Origin of the sequence: Salicibibacter halophilus, assembly GCF_006740705.1 — a bacterium.
GTDB classification, from domain to species: Bacteria; Bacillota; Bacilli; order Bacillales; family Marinococcaceae; genus Salicibibacter; species Salicibibacter halophilus.
In genome coordinates this window covers 1630195-1656733 of the sequence record NZ_CP035485.1, presented here as the reverse complement: position 1 = coordinate 1656733, position 26539 = coordinate 1630195, and the positions used below count along the sequence as shown (strand labels likewise).

Genomic DNA, 26539 nt, shown 5'->3' with positions numbered 1-26539 from the left:
AACCGGGCTGAAGGGTCACTAACCGAGTCATTAGCACCCGAACAGAGGCAAAAACACGCGCGAAGGGTCACTAATCATACAATTAGCACTCGAACAACGGGGGTGGACCGATTAAAGGGTCACTAACCGTATGATTGGTATCCGGTTAGCGGTAATGATCGTAACTAAACATAGGTGCCTGAGTTGTTTTGATAGTATATTACTGGATGAGGGAATGTCTCCGGAATATATATCAAAAGTTACAGGCTTGCCCATTGATTATTAAAGAACTCGATCAATAATAAAGATATAGTATATAAATATCCATAACACACTCCGTACGTATACTTCGGGGGGTGTTATTTAGGTTTACGGGAGATAATTATGATAAAATAAGGAAAGGACATGCAGGTTGGCCGAAAGGAGCGCTACTCATGAATAAACTTGTACTGGTAGACGGAAATAGTGTGGCATACCGCGCTTTTTATGCATTGCCGCTTTTATCGAACGATAAAGGGGTTTATACCAATGCCGTCTATGGTTTTACCACGATGTTATTGAAAATTTTGGAAGAGGAACAACCGACGCACATGCTTATCGCTTTTGATGCCGGGAAAACGACCTTTAGGCATGAACAATTCGAAGACTATAAAAGTGATCGCCAGAAAACACCGCCGGAGCTTTCGGAACAACTGCCGATTATTCAGGAAGTTTTACAGTCGTTCACCATTAATTCTGTTCAGGTCGATTTGTATGAGGCCGATGATATTATCGGTACGCTAGCCAAACGCGCGGAAGAAGAGGACTGGCAAGTTCGTATTTACACCGGAGATAAAGACTTGCTGCAACTGGTGACCGACCGGACGCACGTCGCGATTACGAAGAAGGGCATTACGAATGTTGACTGGTATGACGTTGACGCGATCACTGAACGATATGGCATACCGGCCACGCACATTCCCGATATGAAAGGACTCGGCGGAGATTCTTCGGATAACATCCCCGGTGTCCCCAAAATTGGTGAAAAAACGGCCCTTAAATTATTAGCCGAATATGGCAATATCCAAGATGTCCTCGACCATGCCGATGATGTATCCGGCCCGAAAATGCGGGAGCGTCTCAAAGAATTCAGGGAACAAGCGCTTATGAGCAAAGAATTGGCGGTCATCACCCGTGAAGCACCGGTTAAATTGGAGTTGGACCGTCTGTCGTACGAAGGATATGACAGTAAAACAGTACGCCAGCTTTTTAAAGAGTACGGGTTTAACTCCTTAATGAATCAGATTACGACTGATGAAGATATAGAGGCAGAGGAAGCGGCACTTGAGGATTTTGAATTCCAACATATGGAGGATATTACAGCAGAAATGCTCGCGTCGCCGGCGGCCCTTATTGTCGAAGTGCCGGTGGAGAATTACCACAATGCCGATATTTGGGGTGTCGGTATCGTAAATGAGCATGGATCGTTTACCGTTCCGGCGGAAACCGCGCTCGCAACTGATTCGTTTCGTGATTGGTTGGCGAATGAAGAAAAAGAAAAATACTTATTTGACGCCAAGCGGGTCATCGTTGCTTTAGGGTGGAAAGACATCGAGATCAAAGGGGTTTCTTTTGATGCTCTCATCGCATCGTATCTTTTGGATCCATCCTTATCGGCACATGACATGGCAGATATTGCCGAGCGTCGAGGGTTGCACACGGTTTTAGCGGACGAAAGCGTGTATGGGAAAGGTGCAAAGTTTAGCAAGCCTGAAGCTGCGGCGCTCAACGACCATTTGGCTCGGAAAGCGGCTACCCTGTGGAAAATCAAGGAAGCCCTCGGTTCCGAGCTGGAAGAAAATGAACAAAGCGGTTTGTTTTCAACGTTGGAGCTTCCTTTATCATTAGTGCTCGCGCAAATGGAGCTGCAGGGAGTTTCGACGGATGAACAACAGTTGCTGGATATGGGCAAAGAACTTGACGAACGTCTGCAGTCGCTCGAACAGGACATCCATTCCCTTGCCGGCGAAACATTTAATATCAATTCACCGAAACAATTGGGGCCGATTCTTTTCGAGAAGCTTGAACTTCCGGTCATTAAAAAAACAAAAACCGGGTATTCCACTGCTGCTGACGTTCTTGAAAAGCTTCAAGATGAACATGAGATCATCCCGAAACTTTTGCACTTCCGGCAAGTGATGAAACTCAAATCAACCTACATCGAAGGGCTGCTTAAGGTCATTCATGCAGACACACGCAAAATCCATACACGTTTTAATCAAGCGATTACGCAAACGGGCCGTTTAAGTTCTGCTGAACCGAACTTGCAAAATATCCCGATCCGGTTGGAAGAGGGGAGAAAAATACGCAAAGCTTTTGTTCCCTCTGAATCAGACTGGGTAATTTTGGCTGCCGATTATTCACAAATTGAACTGAGAGTGCTTGCTCATATGTCCGGGGATGAAAAGTTACAAGCAGCTTTTCACGAAGGGCAAGATATTCATACGAAAACAGCGATGGATGTGTTTGACGTTAAGAAAGAGGAAATTACCGATACGATGCGGCGTCAGGCAAAAGCGGTGAACTTTGGGATTGTCTACGGCATCAGCGATTATGGCTTATCCCAAAATCTCGGGATCACAAGAAAAGAAGCGCAAGCGTTTATCGACCGTTATTTTGAAAGCTATCCGAATGTAAAGCAATATATGGACGAAGCGGTGCTCCATGCCCGGGATGAGGGCTATATAACGACCCTATTAAAACGCCGGCGTTATCTCCCCGAGATTAACGACCGTAATTTTAACCGCAGAAGTTTCGCGGAGCGAACAGCGATGAATACTCCCATTCAAGGAACGGCTGCCGATATCATAAAAAAAGCAATGGTTGATGTAGCAGATGATTTGGAGAAACAACGATTGCAAAGTCGCCTGCTGTTACAAGTGCATGACGAGTTGATATTTGAAGTCCCGCCGGCGGAAATTGAACAAATGCAAACGCTCGTCACCGAAACGATGACAAAAACGATCGCCCTTGATGTTCCGCTCGTCGTTGATGTGGAGCATGGACGAACATGGTACGAAGCGAAGTAAGGAGAAACGAGAAGTTATGCCAGAGCTGCCGGAAGTGGAAATTGTAAGGAGAACGTTAACGAAACTCGTGCAAAAGAAACAAATCGAGGATGTTGAGGTCGGGTGGCCGAAAATGATTAAGGAACCCGACGACGTTGATATGTTTCGTTTTTTCCTCTCGGGACAAACGATTCAACACATCGGCCGTAAAGGAAAGTTTCTAATCTTTGAATTGGATGATTATGCGCTCGTCTCCCATCTGCGGATGGAAGGAAAGTACAGTCTAAGCGAGGAATCGCCAACGAAACACACGCACGTACGATTTTTTCTTCACGATAATAGTGAGCTTCATTACAACGATGTGCGTAAATTCGGGACGATGCACTTATTTCCGAAAGGCACGGAGTGTGATGTTGCTCCGTTGGCTAAGTTAGGACCGGAACCGATGGATCCTTCCTTCAATCCATCTTATTTAAGGGAAAAATTCATGAAAACGACACGCAATGCAAAAACCGTTTTGCTTGACCAATCCATTGTCGCGGGCCTTGGCAATATTTACGTGGATGAAGCGTTGTTTCGCGCCGGAATTTTTCCAGGGACCCCGGCCGCTTCGCTTGAGGAAGACGTGATCATACGCGTACACCGGGAGACGATCGCGACATTGGAGGCCGCCATCGAAGCCGGGGGCTCTTCCATTCGCTCTTATTTAAACGGCAACGGAGAAATGGGGTATTTTCAGCAACAATTGTATGTGTATGGCCGTAAAGGGCAACGATGCAAAATGTGCGAGGGGGAAATTGAACGAACAGTTGTCGCCGGGCGCGGAACGCATTATTGCTCACGTTGCCAACCCTCGGTGTGAAGTACATTGGATGGGCTCCTGTCATAGGCTATGTTAAATAGATAGCTGGAAGGAGCATATCTGATGGAAGGCTGGATCGCATTACTCGTGCTTGCTTTCGCGGTCAGTGTCGACGCATTCGGGGTAGGGATGACGTACGGCATGCGTAAGCTTAAAATCTCCATGCTGCCGGTTGTTCTGATCGGTTTCTGTTCATTTATATCTGTTCTAATGGCCGGTTTGTTTGCGGGAGTGGTGTTTAACGTAATTCCCACGCAATCCGCGGATTACCTGGGTGGCGCTATTCTTATCGCGATTGGCGCATGGGCCATCTATCAAGGGTTCCGTCCAAAGGAGCAGCAAAACGCATTGCCCGTCCGAAAAAAACAAGAAGGAACGATGGTTAACTGGGAAATCAAGAAATTGGGACTCGTCATTAAGGTGTTGCGGAAACCTACTGCCGCTGATATGGATGGATCGGGAACGATTTCGATCAAAGAAGCAATGCTCTTGGGGTTTGCGCTTGCACTGGATGCTTTTGGTGCCGGATTCGGGGCTGCTATGCTCGGATATCCCATACTGATTTTTGCGTTGTTTGTGTTCGTGATGTGTTCGGTCTGTTTAGTGCTTGGAAAAAAAGGTGGCCTTAAGCTCGCCGATCGGAAAGCCATCGATAAATTGGTGTTTTTGCCCGGGCTGCTTATCGTTTGCATCGGGGTGCTTAATTTTATGTAAGAAAACACGTACTTACGAGAGGGAGGCTAATATGATTATTGGGCTTACCGGCGGAATTGCAAGCGGAAAAAGTTTACTTGCCGATTATATGGGCGGCTGGGACCTGCCGATCATTGATGCGGATGCGATTGCACGGGAGGTCGTCGAGCCAGGGAAACCGGCATACGAGGAGATCAAAGATTTTTTCGGGAACGATGTTTTTCACGAAGATGGAACGTTGGATCGCAAAGCGCTCGGCAGTGTTATTTTTGGAGATAAAGAGAAACGGAATCGCCTTAACAACATCACGCACCCGGCAATTCACGATGAAATGATGAAGAAAAAAGAGGCGTTGATGAAGGAAGGAAACCAGACACTAATTTTTGATATCCCTTTGCTCGTGGAAAACGGCAGAATGAATACTGTGGATCGTGTTTTGCTTGCGTACGTCAGCGAAGATGTGCAATTGAAACGGTTGATGGAACGGGATGGGAGCTCGAAAGAAGAGGCGACTGAACGAATTCGTTCCCAAATGCCGTTAAAGGAGAAGAAGGATTATGCGGACGCGGTTGTCGATAACAACGGCAGCCGCGGGGATTCAAAAACGCAATTGCTACATATCCTTACGGCATGGGGAGTGAAGGTGGACGATTGATCCACCCTCCCTTTCTTTATGCGATCAGAAAGTATAAACGATTCGGAATGATTCGCTTGCTGAGTTTTTCTTCATCATAAACATCGTACAAGCCGTTGTTATATGATATACTAATCGATATAATGAAGGTAATTAGTATATCATAAATGGGAGGCAATCAAGATGAGTGCAACAGTGGCGATTAATGGTTTCGGCCGTATAGGGAGAATGGCATTTCGCAGGGCTTTTTTTGATGATACATTAAACATTGTTGCTGTGAATGCGACGTATCCCCCGCAGACACTCGCGCATTTACTCAAGCATGATACCATTCATGGGCGATTTGAAGCCACGGTGGAAGCCAACGATGAAGCCATGATCGTGAATGGCAAAGAAATTAAAATCGTACAATCCCGGGATCCGTTGGAATTGCCCTGGGATGAGCTGAATATTGACATAGTTATTGAATCCACCGGTAAATTCAAAACAAGGGAAGGCGCGGGTGCCCACTTGCAAGCAGGGGCCAAAAAAGTTGTGATCACGGCCCCCGGGAAAGATGAAGACGCGACGATCGTCATTGGCGTAAACGATAGCGATTATGACGATGAACACCATCACATTCTTTCCAATGCCTCTTGTACGACGAATTGCCTTGCACCGGTTGTTAAAACATTGGATGAAGCGTTCGGCATTGAGAGTGGTTTAATGACTACGGTCCATTCTTACACGAACGATCAAAAAAACCTTGATAATCCGCATAAAGACTTGCGGCGGGCACGTGCATCCGGCCAATCCATTATTCCGACGACGACCGGAGCGGCTAAAGCCATTTCAAAAGTTCTGCCTCATCTTGAGGGAAAGTTGAACGGTTCTGCTTTGCGGGTGCCGACACCGAATGTTTCTTTGGTGGACCTCGTCTGTGATTTGAATACAGAAGTGACGGAAACAGAAGTGAATGATGCATTTCGCTCAGCAGCGAACCAAGAGTTGAAAGGGATTCTCGCTAGTTCGGATGAACCTTTAGTTTCCGTTGACTATAACGGCGATGATCATTCTTCGATCATTGACGAATTGTCGACTATGGTGATTAACCGTCGGCAAGTGAAAGTGCTTGCCTGGTACGATAACGAATGGGGCTATGCATGCAGAGTCGTGGATCTCGCACGCCTCATTGCACAAAAATCAGCCAAAACTTCAACGGTAAACGGATAAACCACTGTCATGAAAGGCGTTCAATAAGGGTTGGACGTCTTTTTCATATCCAAATTCCTCCCCTTCCAAAACAGGGAACGAAAATGATATGATAAACTATAACCAATGTCCGAAAAGCGAAAGCAGATGACCCATCGGGGAGCGACCCGATGATTTCTTTTCATAAAAACGACGTTACACCCATAGGAAATGGAGGTTATTCGATGCGCTGTCCGGCCTGTCAAGCCAACGGTGCCCGCGTTCTCGATTCGCGTCCCCACGATGACCATAAGTCTATCCGGCGCCGCCGGGAATGCGAATCATGTTTCCATCGTTTTACAACATTTGAAGTTGTGGAAGTGACGCCACTCATTATTGTAAAAAAAGATGGAAATCGCGAAGAGTTTAGCCGTGAAAAAATGCTCCGTGGACTGATTCGCGCGTGTGAAAAGCGGCCGGTTGCGCTTGAGAAATTGGAGGATATTGTAACGAAAGTAGAAACCGAGCTAAGAAATGACGGAGAGGCCGAGGTGTCCAGTCACGCGGTAGGGGAGCAGGTGATGAAACATTTGGCGAAAATTGACGATGTGGCATATGTTCGTTTTGCCTCTGTCTATCGGCAGTTTAAAGATATCAATGTTTTCATCAATGAACTGGAAGAACTGATGAATCAAAATGAGGAAAACGGATCCGAAAAGAGATGATGTACACATGGAAAGCTCTTGGAAACAAGTGTTGCCTGTGGATGGTTTTCGTGTGCGTATGACACAAGATTCGAGAGCGACCGACAAACAAGTGCTTACGCAATTGTATCAGCCATTGATCGGGGCTCAGCCTGTAAACCTTTACCAAACGTTTTATCATCGTTTGACACGAGGGGTTTATGAATGTGAAGGGACGACGCATCGTGAACTCATGATTGTAACCGGCGAAAATTTGTCGACGCTGTTGGAAGCCCGCCGAAAACTGGAAGGGATCGGACTTTTAAAAACATACGCATTAACCGTTGCTGAAGACGAAGACCGGCAATTTGCCTATGAGTTACTTCCGCCAATGTCCCCGCAAGCATTTTTCTCCGACGACGTGCTTAGCGTTTTTTTATACAACCGCACGGGGAAGAACAAATACCGGCACTTGAGGCAACAGTTTACCATTCCTGAAATGGAAGGCGACTGGTCGGAAGTGACCGCTCCTTTTAACGATGTGTTCACCTCTCTTCATCCTTCGGAACTTATCCCGAATGCTGATCAATGGACAAGCGAAACCAACGGCTACCTAACGGCCCCCGAGACGGCCGAGGTCGATATAGAGGAGAACTTTTTTGATTTTGACCTTTTATATCAGCGACTGCCTTCATTTTTTAACCGGGAAGCACTTCTCACATCCAATGTAAAAAAGGCGGTGAGCCGACTTGCTTTTGTTTACCGAGTCGATGCCGCTTCCATGAGCCAGCTCATTCAACAAGCGCTGGTGGGGGATGAAGAAGTGGATATTGGGCGCCTGCGAAAAAAAGTCCAGGAGTGGTATCGGATGTCTTATGGACAGACCCCTCCGGCGCTCGGTTTAAGGACGGATGATCCCGGCGGGACGGTGGAGAAGAGAAACGTTCCCAAGGAAGAACCATTGGACGAAGCGAGTGCGGCGATACGTTACTATGAGACAACCGCCCCTTTAACGTTGCTTGCAAGTTTCCCGGAAAAAGAGGCGAAAGTCCCTCCAGCTGACGCGCGTTTGGCGGAATCGTTGCTGTTTGATTACCAGTTGAACCCCGGAGTTGCGAACGTGCTGATTGATTATGTGATGCGGGTGAATGACCGTAAACTCGACAGAAATCACGTGGAGAAAATCGCGGGCCACTGGTCGAGGGAAAATCTGCAAACGGTCGAAGAAGCAATGGAACTTGCTAAAAAAGAGCATCAAAACAAAGGGTCAAAACAACAACCACAAAAAAGGGCAAATACAAAAACACAACAACAGAAAAAGCAGAATCAGCGCAAAGAGCGTTTGCCGAAGTGGTTGACCGGTGACGTAACGGAAGCAAGTGACGACGAAAAACGAAAACGCGTCAATGAGAAGCGTGAAAAAATCCAGTCGCTTTTACAGCAGCATCGAAAGGAATGACGCAAAATGGAACCCATACAAACGTCATTAAAAAAATATATGCAGGATGCCGGCTGGGAAGACGCGTTGCAGCGTGTGCAACAGACGGTGCTGAACGATACGCGTGTGAATGGCTGGCTGGCCGAGAACGACAAGGAATTGCATGAAGATGCTGTTGCCCAAGGGATGACGGCATTGCTTGAGTACAAAAATTCCTGGCGGAATTGTGACCAATGCCCGGGGTTGGCAAACTGCCCGAATCCGATGCCGGGCTATCAACCTGAATTATATCCTGAACATGGCCAGATTCAAATGCGTTATCATCCTTGTCCGTTACAAATTGCGGCGAATCGCAGGAAACACCAGGCATCCCTTGTGAAAAGCCTGTATGTATCCGAAGAATTTAAAAAAGCAAGCTTTGAAAATATGGAAATCGATGATACGGATGACACGAGAGCGACGGCGTTGGAGACGGCCCTTGAATTTGAACGGGAGGCAAACCCAGGAGAAAACGGACAGGGCTTATATTTACACGGGATGTTCGGCGTCGGAAAGACATATTTAATCGCCGCGATCGCGAATGCTCTGGCAGAGCGGCAAATTCAATCTTTGCTTGTCTACGCGCCTGAATTTTTCCGTGAAATGCGCCAAGCAGTCGGAGAGGGAAGTGTCAGCGAAAAAATCGACGCTGTGAAAAGGGTTCCGGTACTTATGCTTGATGATCTCGGTGCGGAAACGATGTCGAATTGGATTCGCGATGATGTCCTCGGCGCGATTCTGCAATATCGTATGACCGAAAAGTTGCCCACGATTTATACGTCGAACTGGGATTACGAAGAGCTGGAAGGTCATCTTTCCTATTCCAACAAAGGCGGGGAAGAAAGGATGAAGGCGAAACGTATTATGGAACGCATTCGTCCGTTTACAACCGAACTGTATTTATCTGGTCGCAATCGCAGGGAGACTTAATAAGACTAGTAATCTTTGATATTCGCCTTATTGTCATATTTTATGATAGGATATTAAGGAGACGATGGATTGAAGGAGGATGCCTCATGAGCGTCGACGCGATATTGGAAAAAGCAATCGCAGGCGAACGTCTAACGATGGACGATGCCGTTGAATTATATGAAAGTGATGAGAGCGAACTGGAAAAGATCGGGGCAGCAGCCAATGAAGTCATGAAAAAATGGCATCCGGATCCTATTACGACCTTCGTGATCGGCCGGAATGTTAATCATACAAACCTTTGCGATACGTACTGCAGATTTTGTGCGTTTTATCGCCCGCCGGGGCACGAAGAAGGATATGTGCTCTCGGATGAGGAGATTTTGGATAAAATCCAGGATACCGTTGATGTAGGCGGAACGGAAATTTTGATGCAAGGCGGAACGAACCCTGACTTGCCGTTTAGCTATTATACGAATTTACTTAGAAAAATAAAACAGCACTTTCCGAACATCACGATGCACTCGTTTTCGCCGACAGAGATTTATAAAATGGTCGAAGTGTCGGGACTTTCGCTGGAAGAAGTCTTGCAAGAACTCAAAGATGCCGGTCTTGATTCTATTCCCGGCGGCGGCGCGGAAATTTTAACGGAATCCAACCGTAAAAAAGTGAGCCGCTTGAAAGATTCATGGACCGAGTGGATGGACTGTATGAAAGCAGCCAAAAGACTCGGCATGCACAGTACGGCCACGATGGTCATCGGCTTCGGTGAATCCTCCCATGAACGCGCCTTGCATTTGCAGCGGGTGCGTGATGCACAAGATGAGTTGAGTCCATTTTTAGCCTTTATTTCGTGGACTTTCCAGCCGGATAACACACGTATGAAAGGGGAGCGTATTACGCCAAACGGCTATTTGAAAAATGTGGCAATCTCCCGTTTGTTCCTCGATAACATCCCGAATTTCCAATCGTCATGGGTGACGATGGGACCGGAAACCGGCAAGCGTTCCCTTCATTTCGGTTGCAACGATTTCGGCAGCACGATGATTGAAGAAAACGTCGTCTCCTCCGCCGGGACTACGTATAAAGTGAACAACAACCGCGCGCTCGATCTCATCCGGGAAGCAGGCAAAACACCTGCTGTACGGGATACAAAGTATAATACGTTGCACGTATTTTCGGAAGATGAGCGAGTGAAAAAAGACTTTGTGATGCAAAACTAGCATAAGAGAGAAGCAACCCCCCGCGAGGATTTCCCCGCGGGGGGTTGCTTTGTCTTTCAAGGGAGGGCCTTGATTATAGAACGCAGGAAGGGAGTCTAACGGTCTGGCTTGTGGATAGCTCCCGATTATAGAACGATAGAGATATTCCCGCGATCTGTTTTAATTGTCGCTCCCTCGTTTTTGTACCTCTCGAGACGGGTTGGCCACACTTAAAGGGACAATTCCCCCTTTTTCGTACCTCTGGAGGCAGGTCGATCATCTTTTGAGGGGCGATTTCTTTTGGTTCTTTTTCTTGCTGCCTTTGAAAACAGCTGGAGGCCATTTTTTCTTGGTTTACTAAGTCAAGTTTTTTAATACATGGAGCCTTCCTCAAAAATTTTGCATGAAACTTAAAGCTTGGCCATACACATGATAGCAGACTGAATGGCGTGCATAGATGCGGCATCGATTATCGCAGAGTTCGGAGGAGGGCTTCATTTGTTGGCAATTGAATTTACTCATGGTCACGATTGTGCACGTGTGTATGACCGTGTGAAGAGAGAGCTATCAAGGTTGGTTGAATTCCCATCATTTAGCTTGCACATGCATTCCAACCAAGATGTGATTCATTGTCGGTACGATGGTTCGGACATGGAATGGGAACATAGTGTACGTCCTTACATGGCAGCGGTATTAACCGATGACATTATTCAGCAATATGAAATATCTTTTATTGAAAAGCTCATCAAAGAGTGTTACCAATTTCGTGAACCGAATGAACGCGAACAGGTAATGGAGCTGGCGAGAGAGATGCTTGCCGGAGAACGCCCTGAAATTCCGGAAGCAAGACGGCCAGCAAAGAGAAAAACGATTTTATATTTAGCGATTCATGAGCACTTGAGTTACCGATCCGTTTTTTATTGGAACCCTTTTTTGACTTTTTGCACAGGAAATTATGAACGCTATTTACAACATCTTGCAGAAGTGGTTATAGATGAGTACGAGATGGAACAAGAGTACCAGACGGTCGTGGATGAACTTCGGTCTCATGTTGAGTATGCAACCCCTAAAATACAAGAACTTCATTTATGGTATGAAAACCGTGATTATTTTTGGTTGGTGGATAAGGAAGGGAATAAATGGGGGGCGAAGCAAAGGATGCGATATACAGAATCGGCCCTCGTATTTGAAGAAGGCTTGCAACCGGCGGAGATGATTATAAGTCCGATTGCAAGCATAGCTCCCAAGCGCCTTTACATCTATACTTCACAAGATGACGGGGTTATTCAAACCCTGCGGACTATTTTTCAGGAGCGATTAAATGCTCGTTCGTTTGCACAGTGGCAATTTCCCACATAAAAAAAGAAATTGCTGTACAAATAGATAGCACCACATCTTAAAAGGTGCTATTTTCTCTATTTACAGAGATGTGCGCTTTATCGGATAAGGTTTATTAGCGATGAAATTATAAGTATTGCCCGGGAAATATTTATTGTTTTTAGTGAAGGTTGAGGCTGATGGTGGAATGGCTAGTTAGGAACATTATGCAGTGAAAATCAAGTTGTTCTGTTAAGATAGAGGAAAGGGTCGAACCGAATTTCAATCACTCCCAAAGGAGCGAAAATATCATGACTGTATCCTTCCCTCGTCCCAGTCAAGCAGATTGTATCAGGGAATTAAATGCCACGGCTCGTGGAGAACAGAGCGCTACGTTAGTGATCAAAGACGCCAGATTGGTAAACGTTGTTTCCAATGAAATCTTGCCTGGTACCGATGTTGCCATCCAGGGCACCCGAATCGCGTACGTTGGTAAAAACGCCGATCATACAATCGGGGAAAAGACGAAAGTGATAGATGCAGAAGATCGTTATGTAACGCCAGGTTTTCTGGATGGGCATTGCCATATCGAAAGCAGCCAGATAAGGCCGTCCCAATTTGCACGAGCCGTTATGCCGAAAGGAACGACCGGTGGTTTCTTTGATGCCCATGAAATCACAAATGTGCTTGGGCTTGACGGGTTGAAGCTGATGTTGGAAGAAGCTCGGCAGACACCGATGGCCGCGTATATGCAGGTACCTTCATGTGTCCCGTCGACAGACGAAGCGTTTGAAACCAATGGTGCTGTCATTGGCCCTGAGGAAGTCGCGGAAGCCTTCACGTGGGGTGCCGATGTCAACGCCCTTGGGGAAGTGATGAATTTTCCCGGAGTGGTTTACGGCGATGAGAAAATGCTTTCTGAAATCGAAGAAACGCTGCGTGCCGGCAGGCAGGCTGATGGCCACTACACTTGGCCGGCAGAAGATGATCGCAGACTTTCTGCATATACAGCCGCGGGTATTAGCGGTGATCATGAAAATTCGTCAGCCGAGGACATTATTGCCCAAGTTCGTCTCGGAATGTACGCTAAATTGAGAAGAGGTTCGGCTTGGCATGATGTAGTTGAAACAATCAAAGCTTATACGGAGTATGGCCTGAATACGAGGCGCATGCTTTTGGTTACGGATGATCGCAGCCCCGAATCCCTCGTTGATGAGGGGCACATGGATTTTGTCGTCCGTCATGCCATTGCTCAAGGCGTTCCACCGGTGATTGCGATTCAAATGGCGACGATTAATCCGGCTGAACGTTTTGGCGTTTCCGGCGATGTCGGCATGATTGCTCCCGGCCGGTTTGCAGATCTCCTTTTGTTAGAGGGGACGTTAGCTGATGTCAACGTAGGAATGACAGTATCCGCCGGAGAAATCGTGGCAGAAGATGGGGAGATGGTTACGAATGTTTCCGAATTTCCATTGCCGGAAAAAGCAGTCCATTCGGTACAAGTCGGAAAAGAAATTAGTGCAGACGATTTTCGGATCACTCCTCCTTCCGGCGAAGGGCAAAAGGTAACCGTTCGAACCATTGAAGTAAACGAAAATCAGGTATACACGAAAGAAAAACATGTCAGTCTCCCCTGCGGCAAAAGCGACATCCTGCTACAGGGTGATCTCTGTAAAATGGGGGTCATTGAACGTCACGGACGAAATGGAAACCATGGCTTAGGTATCTTGAAAGGGATCGGATTCGATAAACCGGCTGCGATGGCTTCAACTGTGGCACATGACAGTCATAACCTTATGGTGATTGGAAACGATGAGCACAAGATGGCCACGGCCGCCAATAAAGTTGTGGAGATGCAAGGAGGCATTGCCGTTATAAGTGAAGAAGGGGAGACAATTCTGCCTTTACCGATTGCAGGATTGATGTCAAATGCTCCTTTTGAAGAAGTGGCGGAAGGATCGCGAGCCATTAGTCATGCGCTTAACGAGGCCGGCTGCACGATGAATTATGCATTTATGACGCTATCGCTCCTTGCACTCGTCGTCATTCCCGAACTCCGTTTATCGGATAAAGGGTTGGTGAAAATTACCGATGACGGTTTTGAAAAGGTGTCTTTAATGGTAGAAACGTAATAAAATGAAGGTTGTTTTTTTGCATTGTCACATAGGAAGTGTATTCTGTCCTCTTTTAAGCCCTTGTAATCGTATAATACAAGGTATACGATGAATAGAAATTGATAGGACGGAATTTTAGGTGGGGGGATGTATTTTTGTATAAAATGACTAACTTTAGCAATGAAGTGCAAACGATTGAAAGAGATCTCCTCAGCATGGGTGATGAAGTTCTACATCAGATGGAACAATTGAACGATGTTTTTTTTGCGCCAAACAAAGATGCAAATGGTTTGATTCAACAAGATGAAATGGTCGATAAGTATGACCGTCAGATCCATACGTCTATTTTGCACTTAATCAGTCTCCAGCAACCGCTGCCGGAAGAGTTGAAGACATTGACAACGATGATGCGTATGGCTCGGGAGCTCGAGCGCATTGGCGATCAGATCGTTAATGTTGCCGAACTAAAAATAGAATTGGATGTGAATGATTTACGTCCATATGTGAGCGATTCATTTGTGGGCGGGTACAAGGAAATGCTGGATCTGAGTACGGATATGCTAACGCAGACGCTTGAAGGGATGAAGGATAAGTCGCATCAATCAGTCAAAAAGGTTGAACATCAGGACGAGGACGTCGATGCATTATTTTTTTCCTTGCAACAGCAAATTATATACGATATGAAAGAGACGCCTGAACAAATTGAAAAGCTTGCGCCGCTTTTCCTGGCGATACGCTACGTGGAGCGAATGGCGGATCATGTCGTGAACATTAACCGAAGGCTGAGCGAAAACCATGAACTGGATCGAAGTTAGCATTCAACTCCTGGGCGGCCTCGCGATCTTCTTATATGGGATGCATGTCGCCAGCGAAGGATTGAGAAAGTCTTCATCCTATCAACTGAATCTGTTTCTTAGAAAGGTAACTAAAAATCAATGGTACGGTGCCTTCGCAGGCATCGTTCTTGCTGCCATTTTACAATCGTCAACGGCAGCAACGGTGATGATTGTTGGTTTTGTCAACGCCGGACTGATCAGTTTGAAGAGAGCGATGGGGATTTTGCTTGGGTCTGCAGTGGGAACGACGTTGACCGTGCAACTCATCGCTTTCGCGATTACGGATTACGCGCTTGTATTTGTGATTATTGGTGTGCTTTTATATTTTTTTGATTCTAAATTCCGCGCTTATGGGGCCATTGTATTAGGCTTCGGGTTTGTTTTTTTCGGTTTGGGTTTGATGACGGGTGCAATGGAACCTTTGCAGTCGAGTGAATTATTCAGGGAATCCCTGATGATGATTGCCGAATACCCGTTGCTTTTTGTCCTCGTGGCAGCATTATTCACAGCAATTATTCAAAACAGCGCGGCCACAATTGCCCTTGCGTTCGCGCTTACAAGCAGTGGTTTAATTTCTTTGGAAGCTGCGGTCTACACCGTTTACGGCGCAAATTTGGGCACCGTTGTTACCGCGATGATTGCCAGTTTGAAAGCATCGAAAGATGCCCAACGCGCAGCGCTTGCCCATGCTATTTTTAAAGCGATCGGCGTTATCGTATTTTTGCCGTTTACGAGTTTGTTCGTGCAAGCACTTCCGCTCTTGGGCGGAGATGTGGAGCGCCAAATCGCAAACGCGCATACAATTTTTAACATCGTGAACATGTTATTGCTCCTTCCATTTTGTGACCGTTTTGCCGATTGGATGGTGAAACTTTTACCGGAAAAACCGGAACCGGCAAAAGATGTTCAATACATCGACCGGGATTCCGTTCAGTTTCCTTCCGTAGGGTTGGTGCAAGCCCGCAAGGAATTAGAACGGGTAGCCGGAAAAATTCGTCATCATATGCTTCCGCATATGATTGCAATGATCCAAAATGAAAGAATCCGGGAAGCCGTTATCGCTGAAGAAAAAGTTATCGACCACCTGTATAAAGCAGTTTATCATCACTTGCAACGAATAATGGAACAAAATTTGAATGATCGGGAATCCGAAGAAGCATTAAAATTGCTCTACTTTAACAACGATATGGAGCGAATGGCGAACACCGTGAAAGATATGACGCGAACGATTGCCAAGCTAGATCGAGGTGGCAAGCAGTTAAGTGAATGGGAACGTGCCAAAGTGGCTGAACTCTATGAAGAAGTGATGAAAAGCTTTGACGATGCCATTCAAGCCTTTAAGGAACAAGATGAAGAGGTGGCGATCCGCGTCATCCACAGCAACCCGAAAATTTTGCGCATGGAACGAGAGTTGCGCTATCAACATTTTTACCAAGGAGCGAGCACCAGCAGCACCGTCAGTGTGGTATTTTCTGACTTAATGAATAGCATGCTCCGCATTCATCAACATTCGGTGAATATCTCTCATACGTTATTGGGGATGGTTTAGCATAGATCGAATTTAGCTGTTGGCGACCTAACGGCAAGTGTGATCATGCGTAAGGGCATCAACCATCACCGCTGACGACCTAACAGCACGCGCGATCAAGAGTTAAGTCGCCAACCTGCCCTGTTGACGACCTAATGGCAAGCGTGATCATGCGTTAGGTAGCCAACCGACTCCAATGATGACCTAACGGCAAGTGTGATCATGCGTAAGGTCGTCAACCATCACCGCTGACGACCTAACAGCACGCGCGATCAAGAGTTAAGTCGCCAACCTGCCCGGCTGACGACCTAATGGCAAGCGTGATCATGCGTTAGGTAGCCAACCGACTCCAATGATGACCTAACGGCAAGTGTGATCATGCGTAAGGGCATCAACCATCACCGCTGACGACCTAACAGCACGCGCGATCAAGAGTTAAGTCGCCAACCTGCCCTGTTGACGACCTAACGGCAAGCGCGATCAGCAGTTAGGCCTTTTTCGTCTGCCACGGACTTGCATTTTCCGACAAACCTTCTTATAATGGATCCAATGAAGAAAGGCACGGAAGAGGACGCAAATGTCAGGATACAGATTCCAGAGAAAAAAGCCGCCGGCTGAAAGCTTTTTATCGACGGCCCTGATGTTTACCACCTCGGAGCTGCAGCGATGAACGAACAGTATTCGTTGCCGTCATCCCGGGCGTTAACCGGTCCAAGCGTCTTGCACATTCGCAAGGCACGAGGGTGGAACCGCGGGTTAAGCTCGTCCCTTTTTGGGGCGGGTTTTTTTATGCTTTTCGTGCGAAAAAAAGAAAGGAGATGAAAAAATGCCTGAATTAACGTTTCCGGATGGATCAGTTAAGGCATTTGATGAAGGCGTAACGTTGGAAGACGTTGCCGCGAATATTAGTCCAGGTTTAAAAAAACAGGCGGCAGCCGGAAAATTAAACGGGGAATCACTTGATTTACGCACCCCGCTCCCGAACGATGGAAAGGTCGAAATATTAACGTTTAAAGATGAGGAAGGTCTTGAAGTCCTGCGCCACAGTAGTGCCCACTTATTGGCGCAAGCGGTGAAGCGGCTTTATCCCGATGCCAAATTCGGCGTTGGTCCGGTCATTGAAGATGGCTTTTACTATGATATCGAAACATCATCGACAATTTCTCCGGACGATTTGCCGAAAATCGAAAAAGAGATGCAAAAGATCATTGATGAAAACCACGAAATTTTGCGCAAGGAAGTGTCACGGGAAGAAGCGAAAAGGTTTTTTGGAGACGATGAGTTAAAACTCGAGCTTCTGGACGCCATTCCGGAAGGCGAAACGGTTTCCCTTTATGAGCAGGGGGAATTCGTCGACCTTTGCCGCGGGGTGCACGTTCCCGAAACAGGTAAACTAAAAAAATTCAAGTTGATGAACATTTCCGGAGCCTATTGGCGCGGCGACAGCAACAATCAAATGTTGCAACGCATTTACGGCACTGCTTTTCCGAAGCAAGGCGAGTTGGATGAACATTTGCGCCTGTTGGAAGAACGAAAAGAAAGGGATCACCGTAAGCTCGGGAAAGAGTTGGATTTGTTTACCGTCGACCAGCAAGTCGGGCAAGGGTTGCCGTTATGGCTGCCAAAAGGAGCAACGATCCGGCGCACAATTGAGCGCTATATTACAGATATTGAAGAACGGCTCGGCTACGACCATGTGTACACCCCGGTGCTGGGAAGCGTTGATCTCTATAAAACCTCGGGGCATTGGGAGCATTATCAGGATGACATGTTCCCGGCGATGGAGATGGACAACGAAGACCTCGTGCTGCGCCCGATGAATTGTCCGCACCATATGATGGTGTATAAGAACGATTTGCACAGTTACCGTGAATTGCCCCTTCGTATTGCCGAACTTGGCACGATGCATCGCCATGAAATGTCCGGTGCTTTGGCGGGATTACAGCGCGTTCGCGCCATGACGTTGAATGACGCCCATATTTTCTGCCGCCCTGATCAAATGAAAGAGGAATTTTTGCGCGTCGTTGACCTTATTCAGAATGTGTACAAAGACTTCGGCATTAACGACTACTATTTCCGTCTGTCATACCGGGATCCGGAGGACAAGGAAAAGTATGTGGATAACGATGAGATGTGGGAAAAAGCACAGGTGCTTTTACAAGAAGCGATGGATGAAAGTGATGTTGAATACGTGGAGGCGGTTGGCGAAGCCGCATTTTACGGTCCTAAACTGGACCTGCAAGTAAAAACGGCGCTCGGAAAAGATGAAACGTTATCAACGGTACAGCTTGATTTTCATTTGCCCAATCAGTTTGATCTCACGTATATCGGCGAAGACGGCAAAGAACATCGGCCGGTCGTTATTCACCGCGGGGTCGTTTCCACGATGGAGCGTTTTGTTGCTTTTCTCATCGAAGAATACAAAGGGGCATTCCCAACATGGCTCGCGCCCGTGCAAGTGCAACTCATTCCTGTTTCTCTGGATGCCCATGGCAAATATATCGAACAGGTAAAAGAAAAATTACAATTCGCCGGGGTTAGAGTGGAAACTGATCTTCGTGACGAAAAGCTCGGCTACAAAATTCGGGAAGCGCAAACGCAAAAAATCCCGTATACGCTTGTACTCGGGGATGCAGAGATGGAAGCCGGCGCTGTAAATATTCGAAAATACGGGGAAAAAGATACAAATACGGCATCCCTGGACACGTTTGTGGAAGATATTAAGCGCGCCATTGAAGAAAGGAAATAACCGTTCATGGAACGCGTCGATTACGAACAGGCAAAGGAAGCGATCAGCAAACATTTGCAAACAGATACGGCAGCTAAACGCCCCGCGTTTATTAATCGGGAAAAGACATTGATCTGTTTTGTGATTCGCGATGAAGGGGAGGTTGTTGCCGGCATTAATGGTGAGATGTTTTGGAGTAATATGCACATCTCACTGTTTGCCGTGCATCCCAATTACCAAGGCCGGGGGTTTGGCAGTCAACTGTTGCAGCGAATGGAAACGGAAGCTCACAGCTACTCGTGCCGAATGATATATTTGGAAACACTAAGTTGGCAAGCGCCGGATTTTTACACAAAGCACGGTTTTGAGATTGTAGGCAAGATGGATGGGTATCCAATCGAAGGAGAATGCCAATACTATATGAGAAAATTTTTGGTTTAACGGAGGGCCCTCATATGTTTTCAAAAGCGATCGTTCGGAAAGTAGCGGAAAGCTATGTCGACGGCCTCAGTGATGATGAAGAGCTGGGACCGCCGGATATCCATGTGGCACGTAAACAACATGAACAGTATGTGGAAGCATTGCAATCGTGCGGGCTTGAAGTAACGGTTCTCGAGGCAGATGAAAAATATCCGGACTCGCTTTACGTCGAGGACCCAGCGGTCGTGGCATCCAATTTCGCGATTATAACGAACCCGGGTGCACCTTCCCGTACCGGAGAAAAACACGACATGAAAAAGGTGTTGGAACGTTTTTATAACAACATCGAAACGATCGGCACGCCCGGATATTTAGATGGCGGCGATGTGATCCATGGGGAGGATCATTATTATGTCGGCCTATCCGAACGGACCAACCGTGAAGGAGCCGAGCAATTTCGGGCTATCGTCGAAAAATATGGGTATACAGCATCGTTTATCCCCGTAAACGACTTCCTTCACCTGAAAACCGGTGCCACCTATATTGGCGACAACCATATGCTCGTCGCTGGTGAATTTGTCGACGTTTCAGCGTTCTCCTCTTTTAACAAAATAATCGTACCTGAGAAAGAAGCATACGCGGCTAACAGCCTTCGCGTGAACGATCACATCCTCATGCCAAAAGGGTTTCCCGACACACACCGGCAACTCATATCGTTAGGCTTCCCGATCATTGAGGTAGAAGCAACAGAATTTCAGAAAAAAGACGGCAGTTTGACGTGCCTGTCGCTCCGATTTTAAAAAGGACTGTCCAAAAAAGACAGTCTCTTTTGTTTAGAATCTCACCTTTTCACACAAAGAAACATACGAAAGGGTATTTTACAAGATTGTGGAAGTGATATCAGCTGTGAGGAGTAAATTTAATCATATGCCTGTCATCAGAGAAAGGCATTTTATTTTTAAGTAAAATTTTTCCATTTTATTTTCCGGTCATTTCGACAAAAAAGACAAGCCGAATTTTCGGATGGTATTTTTTAAAAAATTTTCGTTCGGTCTTTTATTGGCATCACATCCTTGCTATACTAAACCCATCAGGTAAGCCTTACCTGTATAGGTTTTTTAAGGTGCGAGATATCCTCATCTGTTAGCAACCGTGTGCGAATGGCTTCTAACAAGTTTGAGGATATTTCTTTTTTGCTTTTTCTGGTCCTTTTAAGCACGTCCAACCCTTTTTCATACAGTTGCATGAGGATATCCGTGATTTGCGTAAGCAGGTAATGGTTCTTCATCGCTTGATAATCATGGCTATTTGCATGCTCAATATGATAGCGATGATTTTTTTGATGATTGAATCCTTGGTTTTCAATGTGCCAGCGGCTGCGACCCGCACTGATCAGCGCCTTCGCATTTCGCTCGTTCACCTGGATGTTGGTCAAAAATAAAAACTGTTTTTGTTTTTCCTGTTCCTCGACCATTCCCTCTAACATATTCACCGTTCTGGCTTGGTAGGCTAGATCATTTGCCCAAAAGACATTTTTCATCGTGGATTTCTCTAGCTTTTTTTGGGCTTGAAATTCGTCTCCTAAACTTTGGATGCGGCCTTCTTTAAACCGGAGAATATACTTCCAACGATACTGTTCACATAGTTGAAAAACGCCTTCGCAGGCATAAAGGCTATCGCCCAGAATACAGATCGGCAACCGTTTGAATGTCTCTTTAAGTTTTTCTGCTAATCGATAAAAAGCCTTGAGTTCGCAATCTTGTTTGGGCACATCCTTCGATTCATTTTCAATGAACTCGGAGCCGATGCTCAATACCATATCGCCGACCATCAATTTGGCTTCGAGCACATGATGCATGTACACCGTTCGTTTCTCTCCAGTTTCTTCATCGGTGTAAACCCGTCTCAAACAGTGGTCACAATGCTCTTCGTTAAAACTGAAAAGACCTGTCCCATCAATGATGACACCCCAATAACCGCCTTTGATTCGGTATCTCTCCAAGCTTCTCTTCTTCAATAATTCTTGGATGATGTAGGTTCGGATATGTTCCAGTTCCTCAGGCGATACATTCATTAAAAAGTCATTGATCGTGTCGTAGTGCGGGATTTCGTCCAGGCTTTCCAGTCGCAAGACCTTTTTGAGGTTTTCGATGCATTCGTCTCGATTTAATTGATGGCTCATCTCCCTCATGCTTTTACAATTCGATGCATTCTTTATAATGATCATTAGAAGAAAGAGATCGGGGCCATACGTCACATAGCTTTGATGTCTGGGATCTTTCACACGTTTCAATTTTCGATCGAGATCCTTACAGAAATGTTCCTTGATTTTTACGAACTCGAAAAAATAGTTCGCGTCCTTATCGAGCTCCCTTTTTTCTTTCCTGGTCACCATTTCACATTCCCCCTAGAATACGCCTTATAGAAGTATTTGGTATACTTCATTATACCATTTTTGGAATATTCTAGAGGTATATTTGATAGAATTTAGTACGAAAAATATTTACTCTTCAGTGCTGAAGTGATATGATAGCTTTGCCATTCGCATTTTATTGGAGGGTTAAGGAGGTTTGTATGCCTGCATCTGTTGATGATCCGAAGTATTACGCCTTGGCAGAGAACGCTGTAAATATTGTTTTTGGCAACGATATAGATCCGGACATACATACGCGAGTTAAGGCATTCATGAAGACGTTGGAGGAATCGCCTTTTCCGGGCTACGTTGAAAGTGTGCCCAGCTATGTTGGCGTAACGGTTTTTTTTGATTATATGAAGGTTCATAAGTCGATGAATAAAAACGGCTCACCAAGTGAACATGTTTTGGAGCAATTGCAGAAAAAAATAGAGAGCATGAGTGATTGGACCGATCGGAAAGAAGAGACAAAGACGGTAACGATTCCTGTCTGTTACGATCAAGAATTTGGTCCTGATTTAAGGCATGTGGCGGAGGAGAACAAACTGACGGAAGAAGAAGTGATCCGTCTTCACACCAATGGGGACTATTTGGTCTACATGATGGGTTTCGCTCCGGGATTTCCGTTTATTGGCGGGATGCCGAAAGAGATTGCCACCCCCGAAGAAGTGAGCCTCGTACGAAGATCCCCGCCGGGAGTGTCGGAATAGCTGGACCGCAGACAGGGATCTATCCCATCGAGACGCCGGGTGGCTGGCAGCTGATCGGCCAAACGCCGCTCACTTTATTTGACCCCGCCCGTGATCAACCTAGCTTATTGAAATCAGGAGATAAGATCGAATTTAAAGCAATCACGCGAGAGGAGTTTCATGCGTATAAGGAGGGGATGTGTGAGTTTGCAAGTCGTAAAGCCGGGCCTGTTCACAACAGTGCAGGATTTGGGGCGAAACGGATTTCTTCATCAAGGGGTTTTGGAAAGCGGCGCAATGGACCGAATTTCCCTCCGAACGGCAAATATGATTGTCGGCAACGATGAAAATGACGCCGTGTTGGAGTTAACGTTAAATGGCCCTGAAATCAAAATGGAAGCGGACTGTCTGATCACTGTCACGGGCGGAGGGATAGTTCCCGTCATTAATGGGACTCCCTTCTCGCTTGGGGTGCCTATTTTTATTCCCGCTAAAAGCAACTTGAACTTTCAACCGGCAAACCATGGTTCTCGTGCTTACTTAGCGGTGGCCGGTGGTATAGATGTGCCGGTTGTGATGGATAGTAAAAGTACTTATGTCCGGGCTGGCATCGGTGGATTGGAAGGCCGTTCACTGGATAAAGGTGACCGTTTACATGTCGGAAAAAAGAAAGAAAAAGCAAAAAAGCGTTTACAATCCATTTCCGAAAAAGCTTCAGGAAAGCCACTGGCAGAACAATGGGGAGCGAACGGGCCGCTGTTGGAACGCTCCCGCAAGACGATCCGAGTGTTCCCGGGAACGCATTTCGATCAATTTACATCAACGAGCCAAAAGCAGTTTTTCCAACAATCCTATACGGTATCCTCGCGCTCGGACCGTATGGGCTACCGGCTCCAATCGAATGAACCGTTGAAGCGAAGGGAATCAACCAGTCTGTTATCGGAACCGGTCGCTTTTGGAACTGTTCAAGTTCCCAGTGACGGGCAACCGATCGTCTTAATGGCTGACCGGCAGACGACAGGAGGGTATCCACGCTTTGCGCAAGTGGCGGCGGTGGATATTGGAAAGATTGCGCAATCGCGCCCAAATGAGCCGGTGTCTTTTGAAAAAATAACGTTGGAAGAAGCGGAATCACTCTTGATTCGGCAAGAGAAAGCTATGCGTGAAAGGGAGATTGGCATTCATTTGAAATGGGGGGATACAGATGTATTCAGTTGAAGAAATTCAAGCGTTGATGAAGTCACTAAACGAACAAGGGCTAGAAAGGGTAAAAATAAAAAATGGCGAAATGGAAGTCGAGTTGTTAAAAAGCGGTGAAGCATCGGCTTTGAGTAGAAAAACGGAAACGAAAATAGAAGAAAAAAATGAAGAAGAAGTATCTTCGAACGAAGATACGGATGTGCATACGATTAAATCTTCAACCGTCGGCACTTTTTACAGAGCTTCTGAACCGAACGCGGAACCATTCGTTAAAGAAGGAGATTACGTAAGCAACGATACGGTTGTCGGTGTAGTGGAAGCGATGAAACTTTTCAATGAAATCAGCGCGGATGTGGAGGGTGAAATCACGGAAGTGCTCGTGGAAGATGGGACATTCGTTGAATATGAAGACGAATTGTTCAAGGTAAGGAAAGGGTGAACGCACGACGGATGTTTAAAAAAATATTGGTTGCAAACCGGGGGGAAATTGCCGTCCGTGTCATACGTACTTGCATGGAGCTAGGGATAAAAACGGTAGCTGTTTATTCCAAAGCTGACAAAGGGGCCTTACATACACAACTTGCCGATGAAAGCATCTGTATCGGCTCGGGACCTGGGCAAGACAGTTATTTGAACATGGAAAGGCTTATCACGGTCGCCAAAGAAACGAAGGCCGACGCGATTCATCCCGGCTATGGATTCCTCTCGGAAAATGTGGAGTTTGTACGTGTTTGTGCGGATAATGAGATCACATTTATCGGTCCCTCCGTTGATGCCATGAGTAAAATGGGAGCAAAAGACATTGCCTTGGAGACGGTAAAAAGTAACGGTGTTCCAACTGTGAGCGGATCTAATGGCATTGTTCCCACGAAAGACGATGCTGAGCAAGTTGCAAAAGAGATTGGTTTCCCGGTGATGGTTAAAGCAGTTGCAGGAGGCGGCGGGAAGGGCATGCGCTTGGCACAAGAAGAAAACGAACTTGAACGTGCCTTTGAACAAGCCCGTTCGGAGGCTGAAAAATCTTTCGGCAATCCGGATGTTTTCATTGAAAAATATATTCGTAATCCCCGCCATGTTGAAGTTCAGGTTCTCGCGGACCAACACGGGAACGTCGTGCATTTCGGTGAAAGGGATTGCTCCATTCAGCGCCGCCATCAAAAACTCGTGGAAGAAGCCCCTTCTCCTGTTGTTTCTAAAGAACTCCGAAAGAAAATCGGCGAGTCTGCCGTGGGTGCCGCCAAGTCTGTCCATTATGAGGGGGTTGGCACGGTCGAATTTTTAATGGACCAAGACGGTGAGTTTTATTTTATGGAGATGAACACTCGTATTCAAGTTGAGCATCCGGTAACAGAAATGATTACAAACGTTGATTTAGTAAAGCAACAAATTCGCGTGGCTGCGGGCGAAGAACTTGAATATGATCAAGAAGATATCGAGATGAGCGGCTGGGCGATCGAGTGCAGAGTGAACGCCGAAGACCCGGTAAACGCCTTTCGGCCGACACCGGGGACCATTCAGAGCTTTATGGTGCCTGGAGGGTATCATGTGCGTGTGGATACGGGAGTTTTCTCAGGTGCTGTGATCCCGCCGTACTACGACTCAATGGTGGCCAAAGTTATTGTAAAAGGAGCGTCTCGGGAAGAGGCGATCATGCGAATGAAACGTGCATTACAAGAGACAACAATCGAAGGGGTTGCGACGACGATTCCTTTCCAATTGCAATTGTTTGATGATCCGAGGTTTCAAAACAGCGATTATGATATTCATTTTATTGAAGAACATGGGGAAGAACTTATAAAAGCATTGGAAGAAAAGGGGGGGTCAAATTGGATGAGAAACAGCAGTTGATGGAAAAAATCCGGTGCGGAGAGATGACAAGTCCGACCTCTGGTCATGCCGGGGGATTTACCCAGGCCAATCTCGTTATTTTGAAAAAAGACCTCGCTTTTGAGTTTTTGCTGTTTAGCCAACGAAATCCAAAGTCATGTCCGGTGCTTGATGTGAGTGAAGCAGGGTCGTCGGTCGCGCGTAAATTCGCACCGGAAGCCGATTTGCGCATGGATGTGCCAAAGTATCACATATATAGAGATGGAAAATTTGCCCGGGAAGTTATGGATATTACCGAGTATTGGCAAGATGATATGGTCGCTTTCTTATTGGGATGCAGTTTTACATTTGAAGAAGCACTTATTGCTAATGGCATTGGAATGCGCCATAACGATGAAGGGTGCAATGTCCCGATGTACAAGACGAATATTCAAACGGAACCAGCCGGTATTTTTCACGGACCGATGGTCGTCAGTATGCGCCCGATACCGAAAGATCATGTCGTGCGGGCGGTCCAGGTGACCTCCCGTTTTCCGGATGTGCATGGGGCGCCGATACACATCGGTGACCCAGCCTTTATTGGGATTTCGGATTTGGACGAGCCCGATTACGGGGATGCCGTTTCTATTAATGAAAATGAAGTGCCGGTATTTTGGGCATGCGGTGTGACGCCGCAATCCGTGGCGATGGAGAGTAAACCGGAATTGATGATCACACACGCGCCGGGACATATGTTTATTACCGATGTAAGAAATGAAAGACTCGGCGTCATTTAGAGAAGGAGGGATTTTCTTTGAGCAATGGGCTGAAT

At 46.5% G+C, this 26539-nt stretch carries 21 protein-coding genes and 1 pseudogene; 21 read left to right on the top strand and 1 reads right to left on the bottom strand.

Features of this window, described 5'->3' with window-relative positions; translation table 11 throughout:
• The first annotated feature begins 413 nt into the window (after positions 1 to 413).
• The 16 genes from polA to EPH95_RS07935 all read left to right on the top strand — a co-directional run bounded on the left by polA (position 414) and on the right by EPH95_RS07935 (position 20399).
• A complete protein-coding gene (gene polA, locus EPH95_RS08010; RefSeq protein WP_142088927.1) occupies positions 414 to 3047 on the top strand; it encodes a DNA polymerase I in 2634 nt (877 codons plus the stop codon).
• Positions 3048 to 3063: 16 nt separating this feature from the next.
• Complete coding sequence (gene mutM, locus EPH95_RS08005) at positions 3064 to 3888, top strand: DNA-formamidopyrimidine glycosylase (protein WP_142088925.1); 825 nt, start codon at positions 3064 to 3066, stop codon at positions 3886 to 3888.
• Positions 3889 to 3951: 63 nt separating this feature from the next.
• Entirely contained in the window at positions 3952 to 4602 is a 651-nt protein-coding gene (gene ytaF, locus EPH95_RS08000; RefSeq protein WP_142088923.1) for a sporulation membrane protein YtaF, read from the top strand.
• A gap of 31 nt (positions 4603 to 4633) precedes the next feature.
• Positions 4634 to 5236: a dephospho-CoA kinase gene (gene coaE / locus EPH95_RS07995; protein WP_142088922.1), complete on the top strand. Its 603-nt coding sequence runs from the start codon at positions 4634 to 4636 to the stop codon at positions 5234 to 5236.
• Positions 5237 to 5398: 162 nt separating this feature from the next.
• Complete coding sequence (locus EPH95_RS07990) at positions 5399 to 6427, top strand: glyceraldehyde-3-phosphate dehydrogenase (RefSeq protein WP_142088920.1); 1029 nt, start codon at positions 5399 to 5401, stop codon at positions 6425 to 6427.
• A gap of 203 nt (positions 6428 to 6630) precedes the next feature.
• On the top strand, positions 6631 to 7110 hold the full coding sequence (gene nrdR / locus EPH95_RS07985; protein ID WP_142091540.1) for a transcriptional regulator NrdR: 480 nt from the start codon (positions 6631 to 6633) through the stop codon (positions 7108 to 7110).
• A gap of 7 nt (positions 7111 to 7117) precedes the next feature.
• Positions 7118 to 8527: a replication initiation and membrane attachment family protein gene (locus tag EPH95_RS07980; RefSeq protein WP_160141686.1), complete on the top strand. Its 1410-nt coding sequence runs from the start codon at positions 7118 to 7120 to the stop codon at positions 8525 to 8527.
• Between the two features lie 6 nt (positions 8528 to 8533).
• A complete protein-coding gene (gene dnaI, locus EPH95_RS07975) occupies positions 8534 to 9475 on the top strand; it encodes a primosomal protein DnaI (RefSeq protein WP_142088916.1) in 942 nt (313 codons plus the stop codon).
• 86 nt (positions 9476 to 9561) lie between these two features.
• A complete protein-coding gene (mqnC, locus tag EPH95_RS07970; protein WP_142088913.1) occupies positions 9562 to 10677 on the top strand; it encodes a cyclic dehypoxanthinyl futalosine synthase in 1116 nt (371 codons plus the stop codon).
• A 477-nt stretch (positions 10678 to 11154) separates the two neighbouring features.
• Positions 11155 to 12015 carry a sporulation protein YtxC gene (gene ytxC, locus EPH95_RS07965; protein ID WP_160141685.1) on the top strand — a complete coding sequence of 287 codons (861 nt, stop codon included), beginning with the start codon at positions 11155 to 11157 and terminating at the stop codon, positions 12013 to 12015.
• Positions 12016 to 12284: 269 nt separating this feature from the next.
• Complete coding sequence (gene ade / locus EPH95_RS07960) at positions 12285 to 14105, top strand: adenine deaminase (RefSeq protein ID WP_142088908.1); 1821 nt, start codon at positions 12285 to 12287, stop codon at positions 14103 to 14105.
• Positions 14106 to 14251: 146 nt separating this feature from the next.
• The gene (gene phoU / locus EPH95_RS07955; protein WP_227004128.1) at positions 14252 to 14902 is read left to right on the top strand and encodes a phosphate signaling complex protein PhoU; all 651 of its coding nucleotides are present in this window, start codon (positions 14252 to 14254) and stop codon (positions 14900 to 14902) included.
• Complete coding sequence (locus EPH95_RS07950; RefSeq protein WP_142088904.1) at positions 14883 to 16472, top strand: Na/Pi cotransporter family protein; 1590 nt, start codon at positions 14883 to 14885, stop codon at positions 16470 to 16472. The genes phoU and EPH95_RS07950 overlap by 20 nt, the downstream gene beginning before the upstream one ends.
• 805 nt (positions 16473 to 17277) lie before the next feature.
• On the top strand, positions 17278 to 19200 hold the full coding sequence (thrS, locus tag EPH95_RS07945) for a threonine--tRNA ligase (protein WP_142088901.1): 1923 nt from the start codon (positions 17278 to 17280) through the stop codon (positions 19198 to 19200).
• Between the two features lie 6 nt (positions 19201 to 19206).
• The gene (locus tag EPH95_RS07940) at positions 19207 to 19620 is read left to right on the top strand and encodes a GNAT family N-acetyltransferase (RefSeq protein ID WP_142088899.1); all 414 of its coding nucleotides are present in this window, start codon (positions 19207 to 19209) and stop codon (positions 19618 to 19620) included.
• A gap of 14 nt (positions 19621 to 19634) precedes the next feature.
• Complete coding sequence (locus tag EPH95_RS07935; protein ID WP_142088896.1) at positions 19635 to 20399, top strand: dimethylarginine dimethylaminohydrolase family protein; 765 nt, start codon at positions 19635 to 19637, stop codon at positions 20397 to 20399.
• Between the two features lie 290 nt (positions 20400 to 20689).
• Here the strand turns inward: EPH95_RS07935 and EPH95_RS07930 are convergent, their stop codons facing one another.
• The gene (locus EPH95_RS07930) at positions 20690 to 21994 is read right to left on the bottom strand and encodes a transposase family protein (RefSeq protein ID WP_142087198.1); all 1305 of its coding nucleotides are present in this window, start codon (positions 21992 to 21994) and stop codon (positions 20690 to 20692) included.
• Between the two features lie 131 nt (positions 21995 to 22125).
• On the opposite strand from EPH95_RS07930, the pseudogene pxpB reads away from it, so the two are divergent.
• The 5 genes and pseudogenes from pxpB to EPH95_RS07905 form a co-directional block, all read left to right on the top strand.
• Positions 22126 to 22772 (top strand): annotated as a pseudogene (gene pxpB, locus EPH95_RS07925) (5-oxoprolinase subunit PxpB); the annotation flags it as partial.
• Between the two features lie 130 nt (positions 22773 to 22902).
• On the top strand, positions 22903 to 23919 hold the full coding sequence (locus EPH95_RS07920; RefSeq protein ID WP_142088894.1) for a 5-oxoprolinase subunit C family protein: 1017 nt from the start codon (positions 22903 to 22905) through the stop codon (positions 23917 to 23919).
• Entirely contained in the window at positions 23906 to 24340 is a 435-nt protein-coding gene (locus tag EPH95_RS07915; protein WP_142088892.1) for an acetyl-CoA carboxylase biotin carboxyl carrier protein, read from the top strand. The genes EPH95_RS07920 and EPH95_RS07915 overlap by 14 nt, the downstream gene beginning before the upstream one ends.
• An 11-nt stretch (positions 24341 to 24351) precedes the next feature.
• Positions 24352 to 25749 (top strand): acetyl-CoA carboxylase biotin carboxylase subunit, encoded by a 1398-nt coding sequence (gene accC / locus EPH95_RS07910; RefSeq protein ID WP_142088889.1) that lies wholly within the window; start codon positions 24352 to 24354, stop codon positions 25747 to 25749.
• A complete protein-coding gene (locus EPH95_RS07905; protein WP_142091539.1) occupies positions 25749 to 26504 on the top strand; it encodes a putative hydro-lyase in 756 nt (251 codons plus the stop codon). Before accC ends, EPH95_RS07905 begins: the two co-directional genes overlap by 1 nt.
• The last annotated feature ends 35 nt before the right edge of the window (positions 26505 to 26539 follow it).